This is a genomic window from Acinetobacter baylyi DSM 14961 = CIP 107474 (assembly GCF_000368685.1).
In the GTDB taxonomy this organism is placed as follows: domain Bacteria; phylum Pseudomonadota; class Gammaproteobacteria; order Pseudomonadales; family Moraxellaceae; genus Acinetobacter; species Acinetobacter baylyi.
In genome coordinates, this window is sequence record NZ_KB849628.1 from 822368 (window position 1) to 841730 (window position 19363).

The window sequence follows — 19363 nt, forward strand, 5'->3', positions numbered from 1 at the left end:
GTCCTTATAACGTTTTGAGATAGTTGAAAATCGTATTAAAAGAGACATACCCCATATACCATGTAAGTAAACACGTCAGTACCCCTAAAACGGTTAACCAGATTGGATAGTGATAGCCTCCCAGCAGATCTTTACGACACGCTGCCACATATACAAATAAGGTGAGACCAATCGGTAATACCAAACCGTTTAAGCCCCCAACGAACACCAACAGGCTGGCTGGCGTTGCACCAATCAGTACATAAATGAGAAGTGCCAGTGCAATAAAAATAATGGTACATACATTACGTTGCTTCAGATTGAGATCTTTTTTAAATACTGTAAAGAATGATACTGAGGTATAGGCAGCACCAATTGAGCTACTGATACCCGCAGCCCAGAAGATCAAACCAAAAAGTTTAAATCCAAACTCACCTGCCGCATACTGAAATGCCTGTGCGGCTGGATTGGCATTATGTGAAGCCAGATCAATTGTTGCACCACTGACGACTACACCCAAAATCGCCAAAAACAGGACATAACGCATAATACCCACCACCACAATGCCTTTGGTGGCAGCACGGGCAACTTCGTCAATATGTTCAGGCCCCACTGTCCCTTTATCGAGTAAACGGTGCGCACCGGCATAGCAGATATATCCACCCACTGTTCCCCCTACAATGGTGGTAATACTGGCAAAATCGATATGACTGGGCAGAATGGTTTGATGAAAGGCATCCGCCATTGGTGGTGCGACAATAAACGCGACAATCACAATAATTGCAATTTTTAAAATACCCAGAATAATCATGCTTTTGTCTACAACCAGACTGGCTTTACGCGACGCAAAAATCAGAATGGCTAAAGCACCACTAATCACACCTCCCCACTTGGTATCTAGTCCAAATAAAGCATTTAATCCCAACGCTGCACCGGCGATGTTTCCAATATTAAAAAAGAAGCCGCCAAAAATCACCAAAACGGCCAGTACATAACCACTACCTGGCAATGCTAAATTGGCTACATCTGGCGCGCACTTTTGTGTCAGCGTCACGACACGCCAGATATTCTGCTGCATCACATAATCAATGATGATTGAGAGTAAAATTCCAAAACCGAAAGCAGCACCCATTTTTACAGTAAAGGTTGCTGTTTGGGTAAGAAACCCTGGCCCCATGGCTGACGTTGCCATTAAAAAAATCGAAGCAACAATCGCCCATTGCCGTTCACTAAAAAAAGATTTTTTTTCCATAGAATATGTTCGCTCTTTGCTGTGCCTGAAACCAGAAGCTCTCTGACCTAAAGTAGAAGCAGTTTTAAGCTGTGATACAGCTTGTGGCTTTTATTTAATTAATCACAGCACAACGACTTGGTACAATCTTTAACCAGTTTTTTTATAAAAATATAAGCAATTGATTTATATAAGATATTTAAATTGTTTTAGATTAATAATCTATGCTTATGGATAGTGATTATGTTTACTTATATATACAAAAATATTTTAAATAAAAACAATATGTTATTGGTGCATCATGCACAAATACTGGGCATATATTGCACCAATATCCTGCTTAAATTTAAAAAGCAAGATTGAGAAGTAGAGGGATTTATTTGCTATACATAATGATCACCATCAAATTGATTATTCAATTTGCGTAAAGATTGCTGAGCAATCTGATAAGCCATTTTAGAAAGCTGCTGCTTGACCAAATCATCTTTACCCGCGACATAGATACAGGAAAAACGAAAAGGCTTGAGAGTGAGTTCGGCAGGTAAAATTTGTAAGCGTCGCTCTCGCAATTCATGAATAACAGACAAGTGCGGAATAATACCAATCCCCATCCCTTCTTCTGTCATCTTAATTAAGGTGGCCAATGAGTAACTGGTAATGGTTTTTGGCTCTTTAAACTGATGTAAAGTGAGCTGTTTTTTTAAATCGACATAGGGATACGTGGTTTTAGGGTAAGTCAAAATTGTCGTTTGAGAAATATCTTTGAGTGAAAGCTGCCTTGACATAAATCGTTTATGAAAACGAGGTGCGATTAAAAAACTATGCTGGAATTCACATAAGGGCAATTCTATACAATCAAAATCACAGCCAGATTCGAGTAAAAAGGCCATATCAAGCTCACCCGATTGGACTGCCTGCTTCAATACTGGCGTAATATTAATCACAATATCAATGGTGACTTGCGGAAATTCCAGTTGAACTTGTTCTATAAAATCAACCAGCCAAGTATGTACAATCGTTTCTGCAACCCCAAGACGAATCGTGGCTTGAATCGCTTTATTTTCAGACAAGGCCTTTAACAAATCCTGATTCAGTTGAATATATTTTTCAGCATATTCATATACCACTTTGCCTTTGTCAGTCAGTTGCAGGCTTCGAGATGTACGTTCCAATAATTTCACCCCCAGTTCTTGTTCAAAACTGTTCAAACGCTGGGAAACTGCTGGTTGGGTTGTATTTAACTTGACCGCAGCCTTATTAAAACTATTTAAACGTGCCACCCAATAAAAATTTTCGATACTTTTAAAATTCATGACGTAAAACCATTATATCCTTATGTCACTGATCGCTTCTGGCTGGATCTAAAATATCTATCCCTTATCTAAAATTGTGCCAAAACGCTATAACGTCAACGTATCAGGTTAATCACTATCAATATCATTCATTTAAATTTAAAAAGCGATAATTTTATTCAGCAGTTTTTCAAATTAAAATACTTGTTTGTTGCATTTAATCAACGTTAAAATTATTCGGGCAATAGATTGAAAATATTAAGTAAATTACTTCTCCCATAGAAAGTCTAACTCCATATGCCAACCAAATTAATCACTCAACCTACATCTCCACGCTATCAAACCATTTACGAGATTATAAAAACTGCGATTACCAAAAATCATTTAAACTACGGCACGGTCTTACTTGAAGCCCCTCTGGCTAAATTATTCAATACTAGCCGAGTCCCTGTACGTCAGGCATTACAATTACTCTGTGAAAAACAACTTATTACTCGCTTCGAAGGACGTGGCTATCTGGTTAATCCCAATCAACAACAGATCCCGCCTCTACGGGTCAGCATTACCAGAGAAATGCTGGGTACAGATCAACATAGATTATTAGACACACGGCTTCTGAGCGAAAAAATTTACGATCAACTGCACATGACCATTTCTAATATCATTTTATATGGTCATTATCGTTTAGATGAACACATTATTGCTGATTTTTTCAATGTGAGCCGAAGCGTGGTTCGTGAAGCGCTAAAAAGTTTGCATATTCAGGGTCTCATCGAAAAAGAGCCTTATGGCGAATGGCTGGCAGGACCACTTACAGCAAAATCTGTCAATGAAAATTATGAGATTCGATCAGTTTTAGAACCTGTCGCACTCAAAAAGAATATCGTGAAGTTGTCTGTTGCAGAACTGACCGAAATGTCGAGTCGTATTACGCAGGTACAACATCATCCAGATCAAATCAATTTTCAACTCATCCAGCAAATCGAGAAAGACTTACACCAGACCATTTGTAATGTATCCACTTTTAATGAAAAAATGGGAAACATTCTTATTCATGCTCAAAGTTCAATCCTGATTAGCCAACTTTTACATCAGGCGATTCATGTCAATGACTATCATCTCATGCTCAACGAGCATGCACAGGTATTTGAAGCATTATTTTATGGTTCGGTAAACGATGCAGCTCAGGCACTTGAAAAACATATACAGAGCGCTCAGAAACGCTCCGTAGATTATTTAAAAGTATTTTCAATTATTCCAGAGCCCCATATTGCGCCTTATCTTGAAAGACTGACCTAGAATGTGCGGGATGTTTTATTTGACAAAACCATGCCACTTACGTACTAGATAATTATGTTCATTCATAATTGAGTTCCAGACTCCGATGTGTCCCATTCGTTCTAAATATGATCCACCAAATCGTGTATGGTGTTGAGGTATCAGAATTTCATCATCAACACCTAAAAGGTCCTGACTCGCAGGTTTGCCCATATACCAGAAATCCCATTCTTCAGGTCTCAAAAAATTACGGCTTCGTGAAGGATTTGAAATATACAATCCCTGTCGTGCCATGACAGCACCAGCCCAGCCATCCAGCCACCAGTTCAAATATTCATAGGCCACATCTTTGGTTCGTCCCGAAACATTGCGCGAGAGTGCCAGCCCACCAAACCATGCACGATAACCTTCTACCGGGCGTGCAACCTTAAATTCCGTTAGTTTTTGAGTCTTCGCCAATTCAATAATCGTTGTATACCAAATACTTGCAAGATTAATTTGGCCACTACTTAATAATTGATAAACTTGCGATGTATCCGACCAAAAATGTTTAAAATGCTGTAATTGTTTATATTCCATCAATACTTTGGTCATCTGATCAATTTCAGACACGGTAAGATTACCAATGTCTTCAAACTCAATACGCTGACTCGCTTGTAACGCCATCGCGAGATCTAACACACCAATTGCAGCATCATTCTGAATGGCAATCTTTCCAGCCCAATGCGGATTGAGCAACCATGACCAGCTCTCTTGTTGCTGATTCAGACCATAAGGCAATAATTTTGGCGAATAAATAAAACTATCGACATTATGTGTTAATGGCAACATGCTAATCAGTTGTGTTTCTTTATCAGATAATGTTCCATTATCCTGCACATATAAGCGTTTGCTGGGCACCCCACCCGATGCAATTTTCTGCTCCTTGATTAATTTTCCCTTTTTAGGTAAATCATTAATTTCGTTCCAGTATTTAATTCTCTTAGTTTCAATAGGCTGAATCGAAAGAACGGGCCATAATAGATCAATACTATGAAACCAGTGATCGTAAATATCATATTGATCAGGATATAGAATCGCTCTTTGCTGAGCAGTTTGCGGGTCACAAATAATATATTCGAGTTGAATCCCTAAATCTTGTTCCGCTCGTAATTTAATCTTTTCAATGAGTGTTACCGATGTACCTAATATCCTTAATTTTGGCTTTGTATCACCCATAAAAATAAACCTCTTTTTATGTAATTCTTAAAAAAGTGAATGGATTTATGAAAATAGATTTTTTATCCCATCAAAAATAACCATCATAATAATCTTATATCATCAAGAATAAATAAAAAAAATAAATTTATTAAGACTTATCATATATTTATATTAAAAATAAAAGCACATAATTAGAATGAATATTTTCTAATTTTATACATTTTAAATATAAATATTTTTTGATTTTTATTACTTTATATACAAATTGAATTAAATTTTATTATAAGAGTATATATTACCTATTTTTTTTAAAAAGTATATTATTATTTAAAATACATTTATACTGATTAAATTTATAGCATTTTGAGAAAACTACAAAATAAAAATAAGAAAAAGCACCCTTTTGGATGCTTTTTCTCATATTAAGATGACTGTTTCAATTGCTTAATATTGAAGCTGCCCTGGTACCCAGTTGGTTCCAGCCAATGGTACACGTGCCATGGCAGCGGCTTCTACTGTCAGAGCAACCAGATCTTCCGGATCGAGGTTATGTAGATGTGATTTACCACAAGCACGCGCCATGGTTTGAGCTTCCAAAACCAGTACACGTAAGTAGTTGGCTAGGTGACGCCCACCCTCGATTGGATCAAGACGCTTGGCAAGTTCTGGGTCTTGCGTGGTAATCCCAGCAGGATCACGGCCATTTTGCCAATCGTCATAATAACCCGATGCCGAACCGATTTTTTTCAGTTCATCATCAAGGCGAGGATGGTTATCTCCCAACGCAATCAATGCCGCCGTACCAATTGCGACCGCATCGGCACCCAGTGCCATGGCTTTTGCAACATCGGCACCAGTACGGATACCACCAGAGACAATCAGTTGTACTTTACGGTGCATGCCCATTTCCTGTAGGGCCTGAATCGCTTGTGGAATGGCAGATAAAATCGGAATACCGACATGCTCGATAAACACTTCTTGGGTCGCGGCTGTTCCGCCTTGCATGCCATCGAGTACAATCACATCTGCACCTGCCTTAACTGCAAGCTTGACATCATAATAAGGACGACTTGCTCCAATTTTGACATAAATTGGTTTTTCCCAGTCTGTGATCTCGCGGATTTCGGCAATTTTAATCGCCAAATCATCTGGTCCAGTCCAGTCTGGATGTCGGCAGGCGCTCCGTTGATCGACGCCGACAGGCAAAGTGCGCATTCCCGCCACACGCTCTGTCACTTTCATTCCGAGCAGCATACTGCCCCCCCCAGGCTTGGCCCCTTGCCCCAATACAATCTCAATGGCATCGGCTTTACGTAAATCGTCTGGGTTCATACCATAGCGTGATGGTAAGTACTGATATACCAGCGTTTCTGAATGGCCACGCTCTTCAGGCGTCATGCCGCCATCGCCTGTGGTGGTAGACGTACCGACCATACTGGCACCACGGCCTAAAGATTCCTTGGCATTGGCAGAAAGCGCACCGAAGCTCATTCCTGCAATGGTCACAGGAATTTTAAGATGAATTGGCTTTTTGGCAAAGCGTGTGCCTAAAACCACATCGGTACCACATTTTTCTCGATACCCCTCAAGCGGATAACGAGACATACTCGCACCCAGCAATAGTAAATCATCAAAATGTGGCAAGTGGCGTTTGGTACCTCCACCGCGAATATCATAGATGCCTGTCGCGGCAGCACGTTGAATTTCCTGAATGGTCAAACGATCAAACGTAGCCGATTCACGTAGTACTGGTTCAAATTGAGTAGCTGATTGTGTCATGGTTATTTCTCCGATCTACGTTTGATCTTAGTAAGCAGATGCATTGTCTACTTTGAAGTTATAAAGTTGGCGGGCTGAGCCATAGCGTTTAAACGAGGTTGGGGATTCGTTAAAACCCGCTTTAGCCAGCAGCTCCGCCAATTCGGCAAGATGTTCAGCACGCATTTCTTTTTCAATGCAGTCTGACCCTAAAGATTTTACGGCTCCTTTCACATAGATACGGGTTTCATAAAGAGAGTCGCCCAGTGCATCGCCTGCATCACCACAGACCACCAAACGGCCCGCTTGGCCCATAAAGCAGCTCATGTGTCCAATGCTGCCACCTACAACAATATCTACGCCTTTCATAGAAATACCGCAGCGTGCGCCTGCATCACCCTCAATTACCAGCAATCCACCATGTGCAGTTGCTCCCGCAGCCTGTGAAGCATTGCCTTTAATACGCACAGAGCCAGACATCATGTTTTCTGCAACGCCTACCCCAACGTTACCGTTTACGACAATATCTGCTTCCTGATTCATGCCTGCACAGTAATACCCTGCATGACCATCGATGGTGACCGAAATCGGTGCTTTAATTCCTACAGCAATATTGTGTAAACCTGCTGGTTTTTTCACTGTCCAATGTGAGATTTCTGCAACCACTTCTTTGCTATGCAATGCCTGATTGAGATCGCGAACGCTGTCCACACTCAAATCATAAGTATCTTTTAATAATGTTGTGTCGATTTTGTCTGCCAATACAGTGCTATTCATCTTATTTATTCCTCAATCTTAACCGTGTACTTATGCCGCTGTGTCAGCTTTGGCTGTTGAACGTTCCCACACATATAAAGTTGCTGGTTCTGGCTCCCACACTTTGGCTTGATCAATGTTAGGCAAAGAAGCCAGTGCCTGATACTCAGAGGCCATTGCAACGTAGTCATCGGTCTCGGCCAATACCGCAGGTTTGCATGCAATCGGATCGCGAATAACAGCAAAGCCATCACGGGTTCCAATGGCAAAGGTAAAGAAACCATCCAGATCATCGAGTGCATGATTCAGTGCCTGCTCTAGGTTGTCACCCTGCTGTAAGCGCCAAGTCAGATAACCTGCTGCAACTTCGGTATCGTTATCTGTTTCAAAGCTAATGCCTTCGCGTTTAAGCTCTTGACGCAAACGTGCATGATTCGATAGCGAGCCGTTGTGAACCAGACACAAATCTGCACCTGTTGAAAATGGATGACTCCCTTCCATGGTCACAGCACTTTCAGTGGCCATACGGGTATGCCCGATAATGTGGCTGCCTTTCATATTGACCAGACCAAAGCGTTCAGAAATTTCCACAGGTAAACCCATGCCTTTTAAAATTTCGATACTTTGCCCGACACTCATTATTTTTAGTTCAGGTGCAATTTCAGTGATGGCAGCACGTACTGTATTTTCATCTGCTTCAACTTTTACAACGGCAGCAGTTGCATTTTGAAACCAGTCAAAACCTGTAGATAATTTAGCTTGAAGCTTTTCTGCAAATCCTTGCCAGTTAAACGTTTCATCTGTCGTTTGCAAGGTTAATTTGACCCAGCCATCCTGAACTTCATCACCATAAATCGCAAAGCCTGCACTATCAGGGCCACGACCAGTCATCGCTTCTAGCATCGGTTCAAACAATTTGCCAAGCTGAGATTCGAGCGCAGGATTTTTAAGATATAAACCAACGATTCCACACATAGGATGTCTCCAAAATTTAATTTTTAATCTGTCTGTTGTTTAATGCTTTAGAAAAACTCGGTATAACGCTGAATTTCCCAGTCGGACACATGACGGCAGTATTCCACCCACTCCATGCTTTTTTGTTCAATAAACTCATTCACAATTTCAGATCCCATTTTCTGTGCAAACAATGGATCTGCCTTAAGTGCATCAATGGCTTCTTTGAGTGACTGCGGTAAGGTTTGAATGCCGCGTGCTGCAATCTCTTCAAGCCCAAGGCTATAGAGGTTTTCATTGCATGCAGTTGGTGGCATCAATTCACGTTCGATTCCGTCAAGCCCTGCTGCAATAATGGCAGCCGACACCAGATAAGGATTACAGCCTGCATCGGGTAAGCGCAGCTCGATACGACCATATGGAATACGCACCATGGCTGAACGGTTGTTGCCACCATAAGCAATGAACGCAGGTGCCCATGTCGCGCCAGAGAGTGAACGGCCCACCACAAGGCGTTTATAAGAATTTACCGTGGGCGCACAAAAAGCACAGAGTGCTGGACCATGCTCAAGTAAACCTGCAATAAAGTGATAGGCCATTTTGGATAAGCCCATCCCACTTGGATCACTGGCATCATGGAACAGGTTGCTGCATTCATCACTGCCAATTGATAGGTGGAAGTGCATACCATTGCCCGCACGTTTTGGATCAGGTTTTGGCATAAATGAACAGATCATGCCCAAATCATTGGCGATTTCACCCGCAGCCATACGGAAAAAGGTAAACATATCTGCCGACTTCATGGCGTCTGCATAGGTATAATTGATCTCAAACTGACCATTGGCATCTTCATGATCAATCTGGTAAATATCAAACCCGACTGGAATGAGAGCTTCGGTTAAACGCTCTAAAAACTCACGTGAACGAGACAAGCCTTTATAGTCATAACAAGGTTTATCCAGATTATCGGAGTCATCGACCATTTTCAGTTTGCCATCTTCGCTACGGCGAAACAGGCTAAACTCTGGCTCAAGCCCAGTATTTAAGGTCCAGCCTTGCGCACTCAAACGTTCTACTTGCTGACGTAATACATAGCGTGAATCGTAAGGATGCGGCTTGCCGTTAACATAGCCTTCACAAACTACACGTCCGTAACCCGGTTGCCAAGGCACAGGAGTTAGAGTGGATAAATCGCCTTTCACCATAAAGTCAGGACCATGGGGTTGCATTCCCATACCAGAAATAGCAAAACCTGCAAATCCAACACCGTCTTTTTCAATCGCTTTCAAACCTGAAATGGGAACCGACTTGGTTTTGGCAGCACCATGAATATCAACAAATTGCGCCAAAACATATTTTAAATGATGCTGATCAATGACCTTTTGTACTTCTGGTCGGTACATGGGTTGACTGGTCAATTCATGATGATCAAACATCTCCTTCACGGCTTGCTGCAACATCATTGACATACTCCTAATATGGCAAAACTGTATTTGGCTTGAAAAATGCATCGTGGTCTTACATGATTCATCTTTCAGTATAAGAAACTTTATTTCCTATTAAGAAAGCAAATCTCTTGCCAACTTTTAAAATTCCTTCATTTTTTTCATCAGGAGCCTGAAAACCATATATTCCCATCAAGAATATATATTTCACCACAAGATTTTTTTAAATTTATCACATCTATTTTTTGTTTTAAGTAAAATCTTCAATCAATCATGATCAAAATAGTGCAGAGTTGAACCATAATGAGACAAACCAAGAACAGCGTGAAGCTGGAACAATATATTGGCATTCAAATTAAACGCCATCGTCAGGAACAAGGCCTCAAACTTTCAGAGGTTGCTCAAATCGCGGGAATCAGTCAGGGCATGCTCAGTAAAATTGAAAATGCACAAGTGTCTACCAGCCTAGAAACCTTGAGCCGTCTTTGCGACGTACTCGGTATTCCAATGTCAACTTTATTTAGTCAATATGACCAACAGGAAAGTCATGCCATGCTGGTTAAATCTGGAGATGGTATGGAGGTGGTACGCCGCGGTACTGAAAAAGGCCATACTTATCGTCTATTAACGCATTCTAGAGGCCCAAGAAAGAACTTTGAGGCGTATCTGGTAAGTATGGATGACGCCAGTGAAGAATTCCCGACCTTCGCTCACCCAGGTACAGAAATGCTATATCTAGTTGAAGGAGAGCTGATTTATCGACATGGACAGGAAGTTTTTCACATGCAGCCAGGAGATTGCCTGACTTTGGAAGGTGAAATTCCTCATGGACCAGAGAAACTAGTGCAGGTGCCTATTCGTCTCTTGTCTGTAATGAATTATGGAAGCAGCGAAGAGTAATTGCTTTTCATGACCTGAAGCAATCGTATCTTCTATTTCTCTATAGCGTTCTCATAGTTAGATAACATCAGAAATAGAGATACGATTCAATTTTTAATTAATGCGTTCGGTTAAATTTTTGCAGAAGATAAAGACTAAAAATTAGAAAGATTGCAATGACTTCAAATGCCCGATTAAGCGTGGCATATTGCAGCATGAAGCTCCCCATTAGTGCACCCAGACCAATACTGGCATTAAAAACTGCAACATAGATTGCCGAGGCTGCACCTGCCAAATCACCTGCCTGCTTTAAAACCCAAGTTTGTAATCCTACAAATATAGTTGCAATCGAAACACCCCACAACGCCAAAAAGGTGACCGCAATGCTAAAAGTAACCTGATCTCCCAAATATCCAAAGGCAAACACGCTCCCCGAAATGAATACTAAACTGACCAAGATGATTGTCTGTAAATGTTGATCCATGAATTTTCCAGCAAGGATATTCCCCACCAAACCTGCCGAACCAAAAACAAGAAGAAGTAATGTGATCTGACCCGATGCAAGATGTGCGATTTGACTCAGAAAGGGTTCAATAAATGTAAATGCAGCAAAATGTGAAGAAATGATCAGTGCTGTCAGAATAAATAAACGATTTAAAGTCGAATGCTGGAGCACTTTTTTAAAAAAGCCTGATGCTAAAGGGGCTTGATCTGGAATTTTAGGAACAAAAAGTAGAATTAAAATACAAATAATGAAAGATAAAAGGCCCAGAAATTCAAACGCCAACCGCCAGCTACTCAGTTGAGTCAGATAACTCGCCAGAGGTACACCCAAAATACTCGCAACTGAAACACCTGAAAAAATAATTGATGTAGCCAAACCCAGTTTATGTTTCGGAACCAGACTATAAGCAACAGCTCCAATCAAGGCCCAAAAGCTACCGTGCGCAATTGCACCGACAATACGCGCAGAAAAAATCATATTAAAGGATGAACTATAGGCCACGATGATATTCGAAATTGCCAAAATCAGCAGCATGGCCATTAAGACCATTTTTCGTGGAAACCGAATTAGTAAAACGATCGAGCATAGCGCCGAGATAGCCGCCACCCAGCCATATCCCGTCACAATCAGTCCAGTGATGGCTTCGCTTTGATTCAAGTCATGTGCCAAGGCGGAAAGTAAACCTATCGGCGCTAATTCGGTTGTGACAATGGCAAAGCTACTCAGGCTTAAAACAATCAAAGCTATCCATAATTTTAAAGACATTTATGTATCCTCAATATGCGAAAGCCGAAGTATCTATTTCCATGATTGAAATTTATATAGATAATAATTGAAATCAGTTTTTCATTTTTGGAAAATATATGCATTGGGATGATGTGAAAGTTTTTCTTGCAGTTGCCCGAACAGGCACACTCACCACCGCTGCCGAAAAATTAAATTTAGGTATTGCCACCGTATCGAGGCGTTTGGAGCGCCTAGAGCAAGATATGGCCATGACGCTGTTTACGCGACATCAAACAGGTTATCAACTTACACTCGAAGGTGAAGCCTTACTTAGTAATGCAGAAGCATTCGAAAATGCAGCACTCAGCCTGACAGAAAGTGGACAGAATCATGCACAAGCACAGGGATTGGTTCGTTTAGCCGTTTCAGAAAATCTGGCCAATGGTTTGATAATTCCTTCCTTACAGTCGCTTTTCTCTCGCCATCCCGAGTTACGTATTGAAATTAACAGTGGCGTTCAACTCACTAACTTGCATCGTCGAGATGCCGATTTAGCCATTAGAACGATTCAACCTGACGTTGGTAATCTCACCATTAAACGCTTAGGAACACTTCGTTTTGGACTCTATGCCGCCACGTCTTACATGAAGTTTATTCAAGACCATGATCTTCATCCTGATCAATGTCATTATGTAGGTTGGGCAGATACCCATCAACATTTGTCACTTGCACACTGGATGAAAGACTTTACACGAAACCAAAATTTTAAGATTGAAACCAATAGTCTTTCCACACAAATCGATGCTGTGAAATCTGGCTTAGGTATTGGTCTGTTGCCAGACTTTATTGCAAATCAATTAGGACTTGTTCAAATCAATGATAACACTCTAGTTGAACAACCCATCTGGTTGGTGGCACACAGTAACTTGATTACAGCCAAAAGAATCAGAACTGTGATGGATCATCTGATCCAGCTCTTTGCAGAGCATCCTTCATTTCAGTAATCAAATCAAAATCCTCATTGCATCTACTAACGGCTATTTAGGCAACTTGATCAGGTCTGACACTGAGAAAATTTAGTGCAAAAAACCATCATGGTATAAGAATTGCTTTAATAAAATGAAATTAATATTCCCATTAGGAATAAAAAGATTTTTTCATTTTCTTTTCCCGTTAGGAGTCTCCATCATGTCCTCCGATATACTCAAAAAATTAGGATTGTGTCTGTTAACGCTTATGCCTGCTTATGCATGTGCTGCCGATACGCCTTTTGATGCTGCTTCGACTGTATGGCTCATGGTTTCTGCAATTTTGGTGCTGATCATGTTTATTCCTGGTCTGGCACTGTTTTATGGCGGAATGCTCAGAGCAAAAAATGTGCTGTCTATTTTTTCCCAGTTTTTTGCCGTTGCAGGTGCCGTCGGTATTTTATGGATCGCAATTGTGTATAGCATTGTGGCAGATACTACGCATATGAGTGAAGGCAGCCTTAATCTGAATAGCTTTATAGGAGGCTTTGGCAAAGCATTTATGGCAGGAATTACAGACCAGACTCTCATTGCTGGAGTACCAGAATACGTGGTGTGTATTTTTGGTTTGACCTTCGCCATGATTACACCCTGTATTGCCCTTGGTGGTTTTGCAGAACGAATGAAGTTTGGTGCTGTGGTGTTGTTTGGTGCACTCTGGCTGGTTTTGGTCTATGGGCCTTTGGCACATATGGTCTGGGGCGGTCCAGGCGCGATTATGCATAACTGGGGCGTACTTGATTTTGCAGGTGGAACGGCTGTACACATCAATTCGGGTGTTGCTGCTCTGGTAGGTGCAATCGTTGTTGGGCAACGTCGTGGTTGGCCGACCACAGCCATGCCTCCTCACAATCTGGTGTTTACCATGATGGGCGCTGCTCTATTATGGGCAGGCTGGTACGGCTTCAATGTCGGCTCAGCGCTGGCAGCAAATACCACAGCGGGACTGGTACTCATGACCACCACCATTGCAACTTGCGGTGGAATTGTAGGCTGGATAATGATTGAAAAAATCATGACTCAACAAGTGACCTCATTGGGGCTTGCGTCTGGTGTCATTGCAGGTTTGGTTGGTATTACCCCTGCAGCTGCTTATGTTGGCCCTTTTGGTGCAATCGCAGTCGGTTTGATAACCAGCTTATGTTGCTTCTTTGCCGTAACAGGGCTCAAACGCAAATTTGGTTTCGATGATGCTTTGGATGTATTTGCGCTACATGGTATTGGGGGAATGGCGGGCTGTATTCTGACCGGAATCTTTTGCATTCCTGCACTGGGCGGCAATCAGGATGTTGATCTGGTTAAACAGCTCACAGCTCAAATTGCCAGTATTGCTCTAACCGTCATTTACTGTGGTGTATTCACTTGGATTATTATGAAGATTATCGACAAAACTATTGGTTTACGCGTTACATCTGAACAGGAACAACAAGGACTCGATGTCAGTGATCATAATGAACGTGCCTACAATTAAATACGCTATGTGATAATTGACGGTTATATTTATCCAGATCCATCAAAAATAAGAACCTAAATTTAGGTTCTTATTTTTTGCAGGTTTTAATGATTAATCTGCCACAGCTACAGCATCCAAACCTGACTTTTTATCATGTTCAGGATCTTTCGCATCAATATCCTGTGCAGTAGGTTCATACTTAATCAGCAGTCCAATCACAACCAGCGGAATAACAGCAAAAATAGAGATGATTAAAAACACATCGGTTTGATAACGTGCCATCCAGATAGGAAGTAAAAACATCGCACTGGCCTGTGCCACGCCAGTTACAGCACGATTAAAACCAACGCCAATTCCACGGATTTCGGCGGGATATGCCATAGTTGGATAAACCATCATTTGTGCGCCAGGCCCAAAACCTTCTGCGAACAACCATAATCCCAACATGATAATCGCGGTATATACCAGATAAGGATTCTGAGGCTCTCCAATGTACGATAAAACAATTAGAGCGATGAATTGCAAGAAAAATCCCACAAGTAAAATATGTCTAGATGTCAAGCGGCTCGCAACATATATACCGAGTAAACCACCAGTAAATGCAAAAAGCAGGTTTAATCCTAACGTTGTTGTAATGGTAGTTAACACATCTGTATGAAAAAAGCGCATTAAGATTGACGGTAGAAAGAAGGCAATCGTTGTATATTGAAAAGCGACCGAAACATGAATCACTAAAGAAACAATAGTTCTCGGCAAATAGGTCTTATTGAATAGCACCTTGAAACTGAGTTTAGGTGGTTTAATTGCTGCTTTTTTTATTACAGGTTCAGGGCTTGCAAAAGCATTGATATCATACGATTCACGTAAAATTTTGGCAGCTCCTGCCAAATTGCCTTGATTGGCTAACCAAATAGGAGATTCAGTCAAGTATTTACTTCGAATAAAAATAATAAACAAAGCAGGAACAGCACCAAAAATTAGAGAAGCACGCCATAACCAATTGATATGTTCGGGTGGTAATAAAAAATATAATGCCAAGACAATTCCAAAACATACCGAAGAAGCTGCATACCACATTGGGCACCATGCCGCTAAACGTGCAGCCTTGTTACTTTTACCACTAAACTTTGAGAACTCTGAAAGATAAGACATGGCAACAGGTAAATCTATTCCAACACTAATTCCCATAATAAATCGTGCAATAATCAAAACCCATACATTGGGTGCAAAACCTGCAACAATAGCCGCAATGACAAACAGCACCATATCGGCCATAAAGACTCGATAGCGTCCGATTTTGTCGGTTAGCCAGCCACCAACAAGATTACCCACAATGGTTCCGCAGATAATGGCAGAGGCAACGACACCAGTCATAACAGGAGTCAGTGAAAACTCTTGTACCACTTGATCTATACCAAAAGATAAGGTGGTAAGATCATATGCATCGATAAATACCCCAATCAATGCCAACCAAATCACTTTATTACTTTTCCCCTGTCCAGCAAATTTTGAGACCAATCTTGAAACATCGGCTGAACTTTTAATTTCATATCGATTGGCATCAATCGAATTGATTTGACTCATTTTAAACACAACCCATTATTCGTATAACTTAATATATAGGTTGAGATATAAATAAATAAAATAATTAAAAATTTATAATAAATTCATTTTTATGATTTAATCATTTTCTATAATTAAATTTAACGTCCTTGTTTTTATTTAATTAATCATTCGTTAAACTGCATGAGAAAATTGGATTGAATGATTATAGCGATAAGAAGCCCCTTTATGGTTATTGGGTAAATGTGCACTATTTCCAAATAATTTTTCGCGTAAAGTTCCCTCACGATATTCAGTTTTATATACACCACGTTTTTGTAATTCAGGAACAATATAATCAACAACATCAATAAAACTTTGATGCGCTAAAATATAGGCCAAATTAAAACCATCAATATCGGTATCTTCAATCCATTGCTGCAAATGATCTGCAACGGTGCTGGCTGAACCAACAACAACTGGGCCATTACCTCCAAGACTATTCCAATTTGCAATTTCCTCAATGGTCCAAACTCGATCAGGATCAGCATTTACATAAGAATCCAGCAACGACTGAATCGCATTGGTATGAATATACTCTACCTTATCGGCTGGTTGATATTGTGAAAAATCGACACCAGACCAGCCTGAGAGCAAGGTCAATGCACCATCATAACTACCATAAGACTGATATTCTTTAAACTTTTCATGAGCCTTAAGGTCTGTTTCATCTGTAACAATAGAAAGTAAGGTATAAATTTTGACCGAGTAAGGATCACGCCCTTCTTCAATCAATTTTTTTCGAATACCTTGTACAACTTTCTTTGCTGCAACTTTTGAAGGCGCTGCAATAAACACGCATTCGGCATTCTGGCTTGCAAATTTTTGTCCGCGCGTAGATGCGCCTGCTTGATAAAGTACAGGTGTACGTTGTGGCGACGGCTCACAAATATGAATACCCGGTACTGTAAAGTATTTTCCTTGATGATCAATTGGATGGACCTTGCGATGATCGGCAAAAATACCCTTTTCTTTATCACGCAATACTGCATCGTTCTCCCAAGATCCTTCCCACAATTTATAGAGAACCTCTAAATATTCATCTGCAATATCATAACGATTGTCATGATTAACCTGAGTTTTTAATCCCAGATTTTTAGAACCACTTTCAAGATAAGATGTGACAATATTCCAGCCCACACGCCCTTTAGTCAGATGATCTAAAGTACTGATTCGGCGGGCGAAAGGATAAGGATGCTCAAAAGAAATAGACGTTGTGAGTCCAAAGCCCAGATGCTTCGTTACAGCAGCCATTGCAGGTATAATTTGTAAGGGATCATTGACAGGAACTTGCACAGCACCCGTAAGGGCATGCTCTGCACTATTATGATAAACGTCGTAAATTCCTAAAACATCTGCAATAAAAATACCGTCAAATAATCCTTTCTCTAAAATTTTTGAAAGATCAGTCCAGTATTCAATATCTTTATATTGTGTAGAGCGATCTTGAGGATGACGCCATAATCCAGGAGATTGATGGGCGATACAATTCATTTCAAATGCATTAAAACTAATTTGCTTAGACATAATTGATTTTTTAAATTAAACAACTTGATTTCATCTTAAATTATTTTTTATCACTTTTTTATCATAATAATTTCTGAGCTTATTCATATATCAAACTATAATAACAAATAGATCCATTATCTTAATAATGGATCATGATATTCATTTTAATTCTATATTTTTCTATTTATTTAGTTCTATTGCATTCCCAATTCGCCATTGATAAGGAGGTAATTTCCCATTGACACTAAAATCTCCAATAATTCGTTCTTTAAAAATACGAGGATTATGTGAAGACAAGGTTCTCACATTACGCCAATAGCGATCAAAACCATATTTTTTATCTGATGCTGATGCCCCCAGTGCATCAAATAAAAGTGTAGATGCATTAAGCACCAATGTGGTAATAACACCTTGTGCTTGAGCACTTTCTAATTCTGTCAATGCATTTAGATCGGCTTCTTTTTGTTCATTATCTTGCAATGCAGCTAAATACGTACGCTGTAAACTTTGAGCAACTTTTTCAACTAAAACCCCAGCACTGTATGCAGCGGTACGAACTTGTCCTACCACTTGCAAAATTTGTGGATCATTTTGAATAAATTGACTATTGGCATGAGAGTAGTTACGGGTTCGTTTAGCAACAGCAGCAGAAACATCATAGGTTGCTGCACGTGCCAAGCCAGTGATAATGGCAAGCTGTACCAATTGATAAAAGGCAGACGAATATTTAAAACGTAATTCATCATTCAAAATTTCGTTAGCATCTATCTGTACCTCTTTAAAAATAGCCGTACCACTTGCAGTCAACTGCTGACCAAATCCATTCCAATCATCTATAATTTCGACGCCTTTTGCTTCTCTTGCAATAATGACAGATGCCGATTCGCCCTCAAAATCGGTTACTCCAACGTCGATCCAATCGGCAAACAAACTCCCAGTAGTATAGTATTTTTTTCCCGTCACCAGAATTTGATCATCATGATCTTTACTTAAATGCGTTTGAAACTGATGAATTGATTGCTGACCACCTTCGGACCAAGCACTACCAATGGTTTCACCACGTGCTATACGCTTTAGCCAGCGTTGTTTAAACTTTTGGTTTTTGGAGATAAGTACATCTTCGGTAAAACCAAAGTGAATACGTAAAATTTGCGGTAAATTGGAATCTGCTTCGGCAAGCTCAATTAATAGGGCAAATAATTCAGGTATACTCGCCTCAAAACCGCCATATTGTTTAGGCAAACGCAAACGAGTAAATCCACTGTCTTTAAGCCATGCTAACTGTTCAAATGGTAATTGATGTGTCTGCTCTCTGGCTAAAGTACCCTGTTTTATTTTTTGAAATACGGGACGGAAATGTTGTGCTAAATCATCATAACGATCTGAAACTGGTTCCCCCCATACACGATAAATGGTTGCGGTGTCTAATTCAGGCTGATGCGAAAGCTCTGTGATAAAAGCGTGAACATTTAGATTGGTCATTATATATTCCAAAATTCATAATTTTTTTATCATATTTAAAATGTATGAACTTCAAAAAAACAAAAAAATCTATGAAAAGCTTTTTTTCTCATAAAAAATAGAAAATTTCTCTTATTTTAATTTAGTCAACAAATTACATTTTATATTTTAAAACATGTCTCTAAAAATTTGTATTTCATCAAAAAACACTTAGTCCATCATAATGCTATCGATAAAACGCGGTACGGCCAACCGAACCAATGATCATTGAAAAATAAACACATAAAGCATGGTGCAGAACCTTCTT

Annotated in this window: 15 protein-coding genes; 4 read left to right on the top strand and 11 right to left on the bottom strand. The window is 40.2% G+C overall.

Annotated elements, in window-relative coordinates:
* Positions 1–4 precede the first annotated feature (4 nt).
* Both F952_RS13195 and F952_RS13200 read right to left on the bottom strand, forming a co-directional pair.
* A complete protein-coding gene (locus F952_RS13195; protein WP_004928569.1) occupies positions 5–1231 on the bottom strand; it encodes an NRAMP family divalent metal transporter in 1227 nt (408 codons plus the stop codon).
* Between the two features lie 362 nt (positions 1232–1593).
* On the bottom strand, positions 1594–2523 hold the full coding sequence (locus tag F952_RS13200; protein WP_004928570.1) for a LysR family transcriptional regulator: 930 nt from the start codon (positions 2521–2523) through the stop codon (positions 1594–1596).
* Between the two features lie 276 nt (positions 2524–2799).
* Here F952_RS13200 and F952_RS13205 point away from each other — a divergent pair, with 276 nt between their 5' ends.
* Positions 2800–3801: a GntR family transcriptional regulator gene (locus tag F952_RS13205; protein WP_004928573.1), complete on the top strand. Its 1002-nt coding sequence runs from the start codon at positions 2800–2802 to the stop codon at positions 3799–3801.
* Positions 3802–3816: 15 nt separating this feature from the next.
* Here F952_RS13205 and F952_RS13210 read toward each other — a convergent pair whose 3' ends face one another.
* The 5 genes from F952_RS13210 to glnT form a co-directional block, all read right to left on the bottom strand.
* Positions 3817–4998 (bottom strand): ABC transporter substrate-binding protein, encoded by a 1182-nt coding sequence (locus F952_RS13210; protein ID WP_004928576.1) that lies wholly within the window; start codon positions 4996–4998, stop codon positions 3817–3819.
* 426 nt (positions 4999–5424) lie between these two features.
* Positions 5425–6759: an FMN-binding glutamate synthase family protein gene (locus F952_RS13215; protein ID WP_004928578.1), complete on the bottom strand. Its 1335-nt coding sequence runs from the start codon at positions 6757–6759 to the stop codon at positions 5425–5427.
* Between the two features lie 27 nt (positions 6760–6786).
* Positions 6787–7515, bottom strand: coding sequence for a GltB/FmdC/FwdC-like GXGXG domain-containing protein (locus F952_RS13220; RefSeq protein ID WP_004928580.1), 729 nt, complete (start codon positions 7513–7515; stop codon positions 6787–6789).
* A 30-nt stretch (positions 7516–7545) separates the two neighbouring features.
* On the bottom strand, positions 7546–8469 hold the full coding sequence (locus F952_RS13225) for a class II glutamine amidotransferase (RefSeq protein ID WP_004928583.1): 924 nt from the start codon (positions 8467–8469) through the stop codon (positions 7546–7548).
* 47 nt (positions 8470–8516) lie between these two features.
* On the bottom strand, positions 8517–9908 hold the full coding sequence (glnT, locus tag F952_RS13230) for a type III glutamate--ammonia ligase (RefSeq protein ID WP_011182542.1): 1392 nt from the start codon (positions 9906–9908) through the stop codon (positions 8517–8519).
* A 288-nt stretch (positions 9909–10196) separates the two neighbouring features.
* Here glnT and F952_RS13235 point away from each other — a divergent pair, with 288 nt between their 5' ends.
* Positions 10197–10793, top strand: a complete 597-nt coding sequence (locus tag F952_RS13235; RefSeq protein WP_004928588.1) for a helix-turn-helix domain-containing protein — start codon at positions 10197–10199, stop codon at positions 10791–10793.
* A 97-nt stretch (positions 10794–10890) separates the two neighbouring features.
* Here the strand turns inward: F952_RS13235 and F952_RS13240 are convergent, their stop codons facing one another.
* Positions 10891–12042 carry an MFS transporter gene (locus F952_RS13240; RefSeq protein WP_004928590.1) on the bottom strand — a complete coding sequence of 384 codons (1152 nt, stop codon included), beginning with the start codon at positions 12040–12042 and terminating at the stop codon, positions 10891–10893.
* A 98-nt stretch (positions 12043–12140) separates the two neighbouring features.
* Between F952_RS13240 and F952_RS13245 the strand changes: the two genes are divergently transcribed.
* Both F952_RS13245 and F952_RS13250 read left to right on the top strand, forming a co-directional pair.
* On the top strand, positions 12141–13007 hold the full coding sequence (locus F952_RS13245) for a LysR family transcriptional regulator (RefSeq protein ID WP_004928593.1): 867 nt from the start codon (positions 12141–12143) through the stop codon (positions 13005–13007).
* Between the two features lie 184 nt (positions 13008–13191).
* The gene (locus F952_RS13250; RefSeq protein WP_004928600.1) at positions 13192–14502 is read left to right on the top strand and encodes an ammonium transporter; all 1311 of its coding nucleotides are present in this window, start codon (positions 13192–13194) and stop codon (positions 14500–14502) included.
* A 93-nt stretch (positions 14503–14595) separates the two neighbouring features.
* Here the strand turns inward: F952_RS13250 and F952_RS13255 are convergent, their stop codons facing one another.
* The 3 genes from F952_RS13255 to F952_RS13265 form a co-directional block, all read right to left on the bottom strand.
* Positions 14596–16068: an MFS transporter gene (locus F952_RS13255; RefSeq protein ID WP_004928601.1), complete on the bottom strand. Its 1473-nt coding sequence runs from the start codon at positions 16066–16068 to the stop codon at positions 14596–14598.
* 153 nt (positions 16069–16221) lie between these two features.
* On the bottom strand, positions 16222–17613 hold the full coding sequence (locus F952_RS13260; protein WP_004928604.1) for an LLM class flavin-dependent oxidoreductase: 1392 nt from the start codon (positions 17611–17613) through the stop codon (positions 16222–16224).
* Between the two features lie 162 nt (positions 17614–17775).
* A complete protein-coding gene (locus F952_RS13265; RefSeq protein ID WP_004928606.1) occupies positions 17776–19077 on the bottom strand; it encodes an acyl-CoA dehydrogenase family protein in 1302 nt (433 codons plus the stop codon).
* Positions 19078–19363 lie beyond the last annotated feature (286 nt).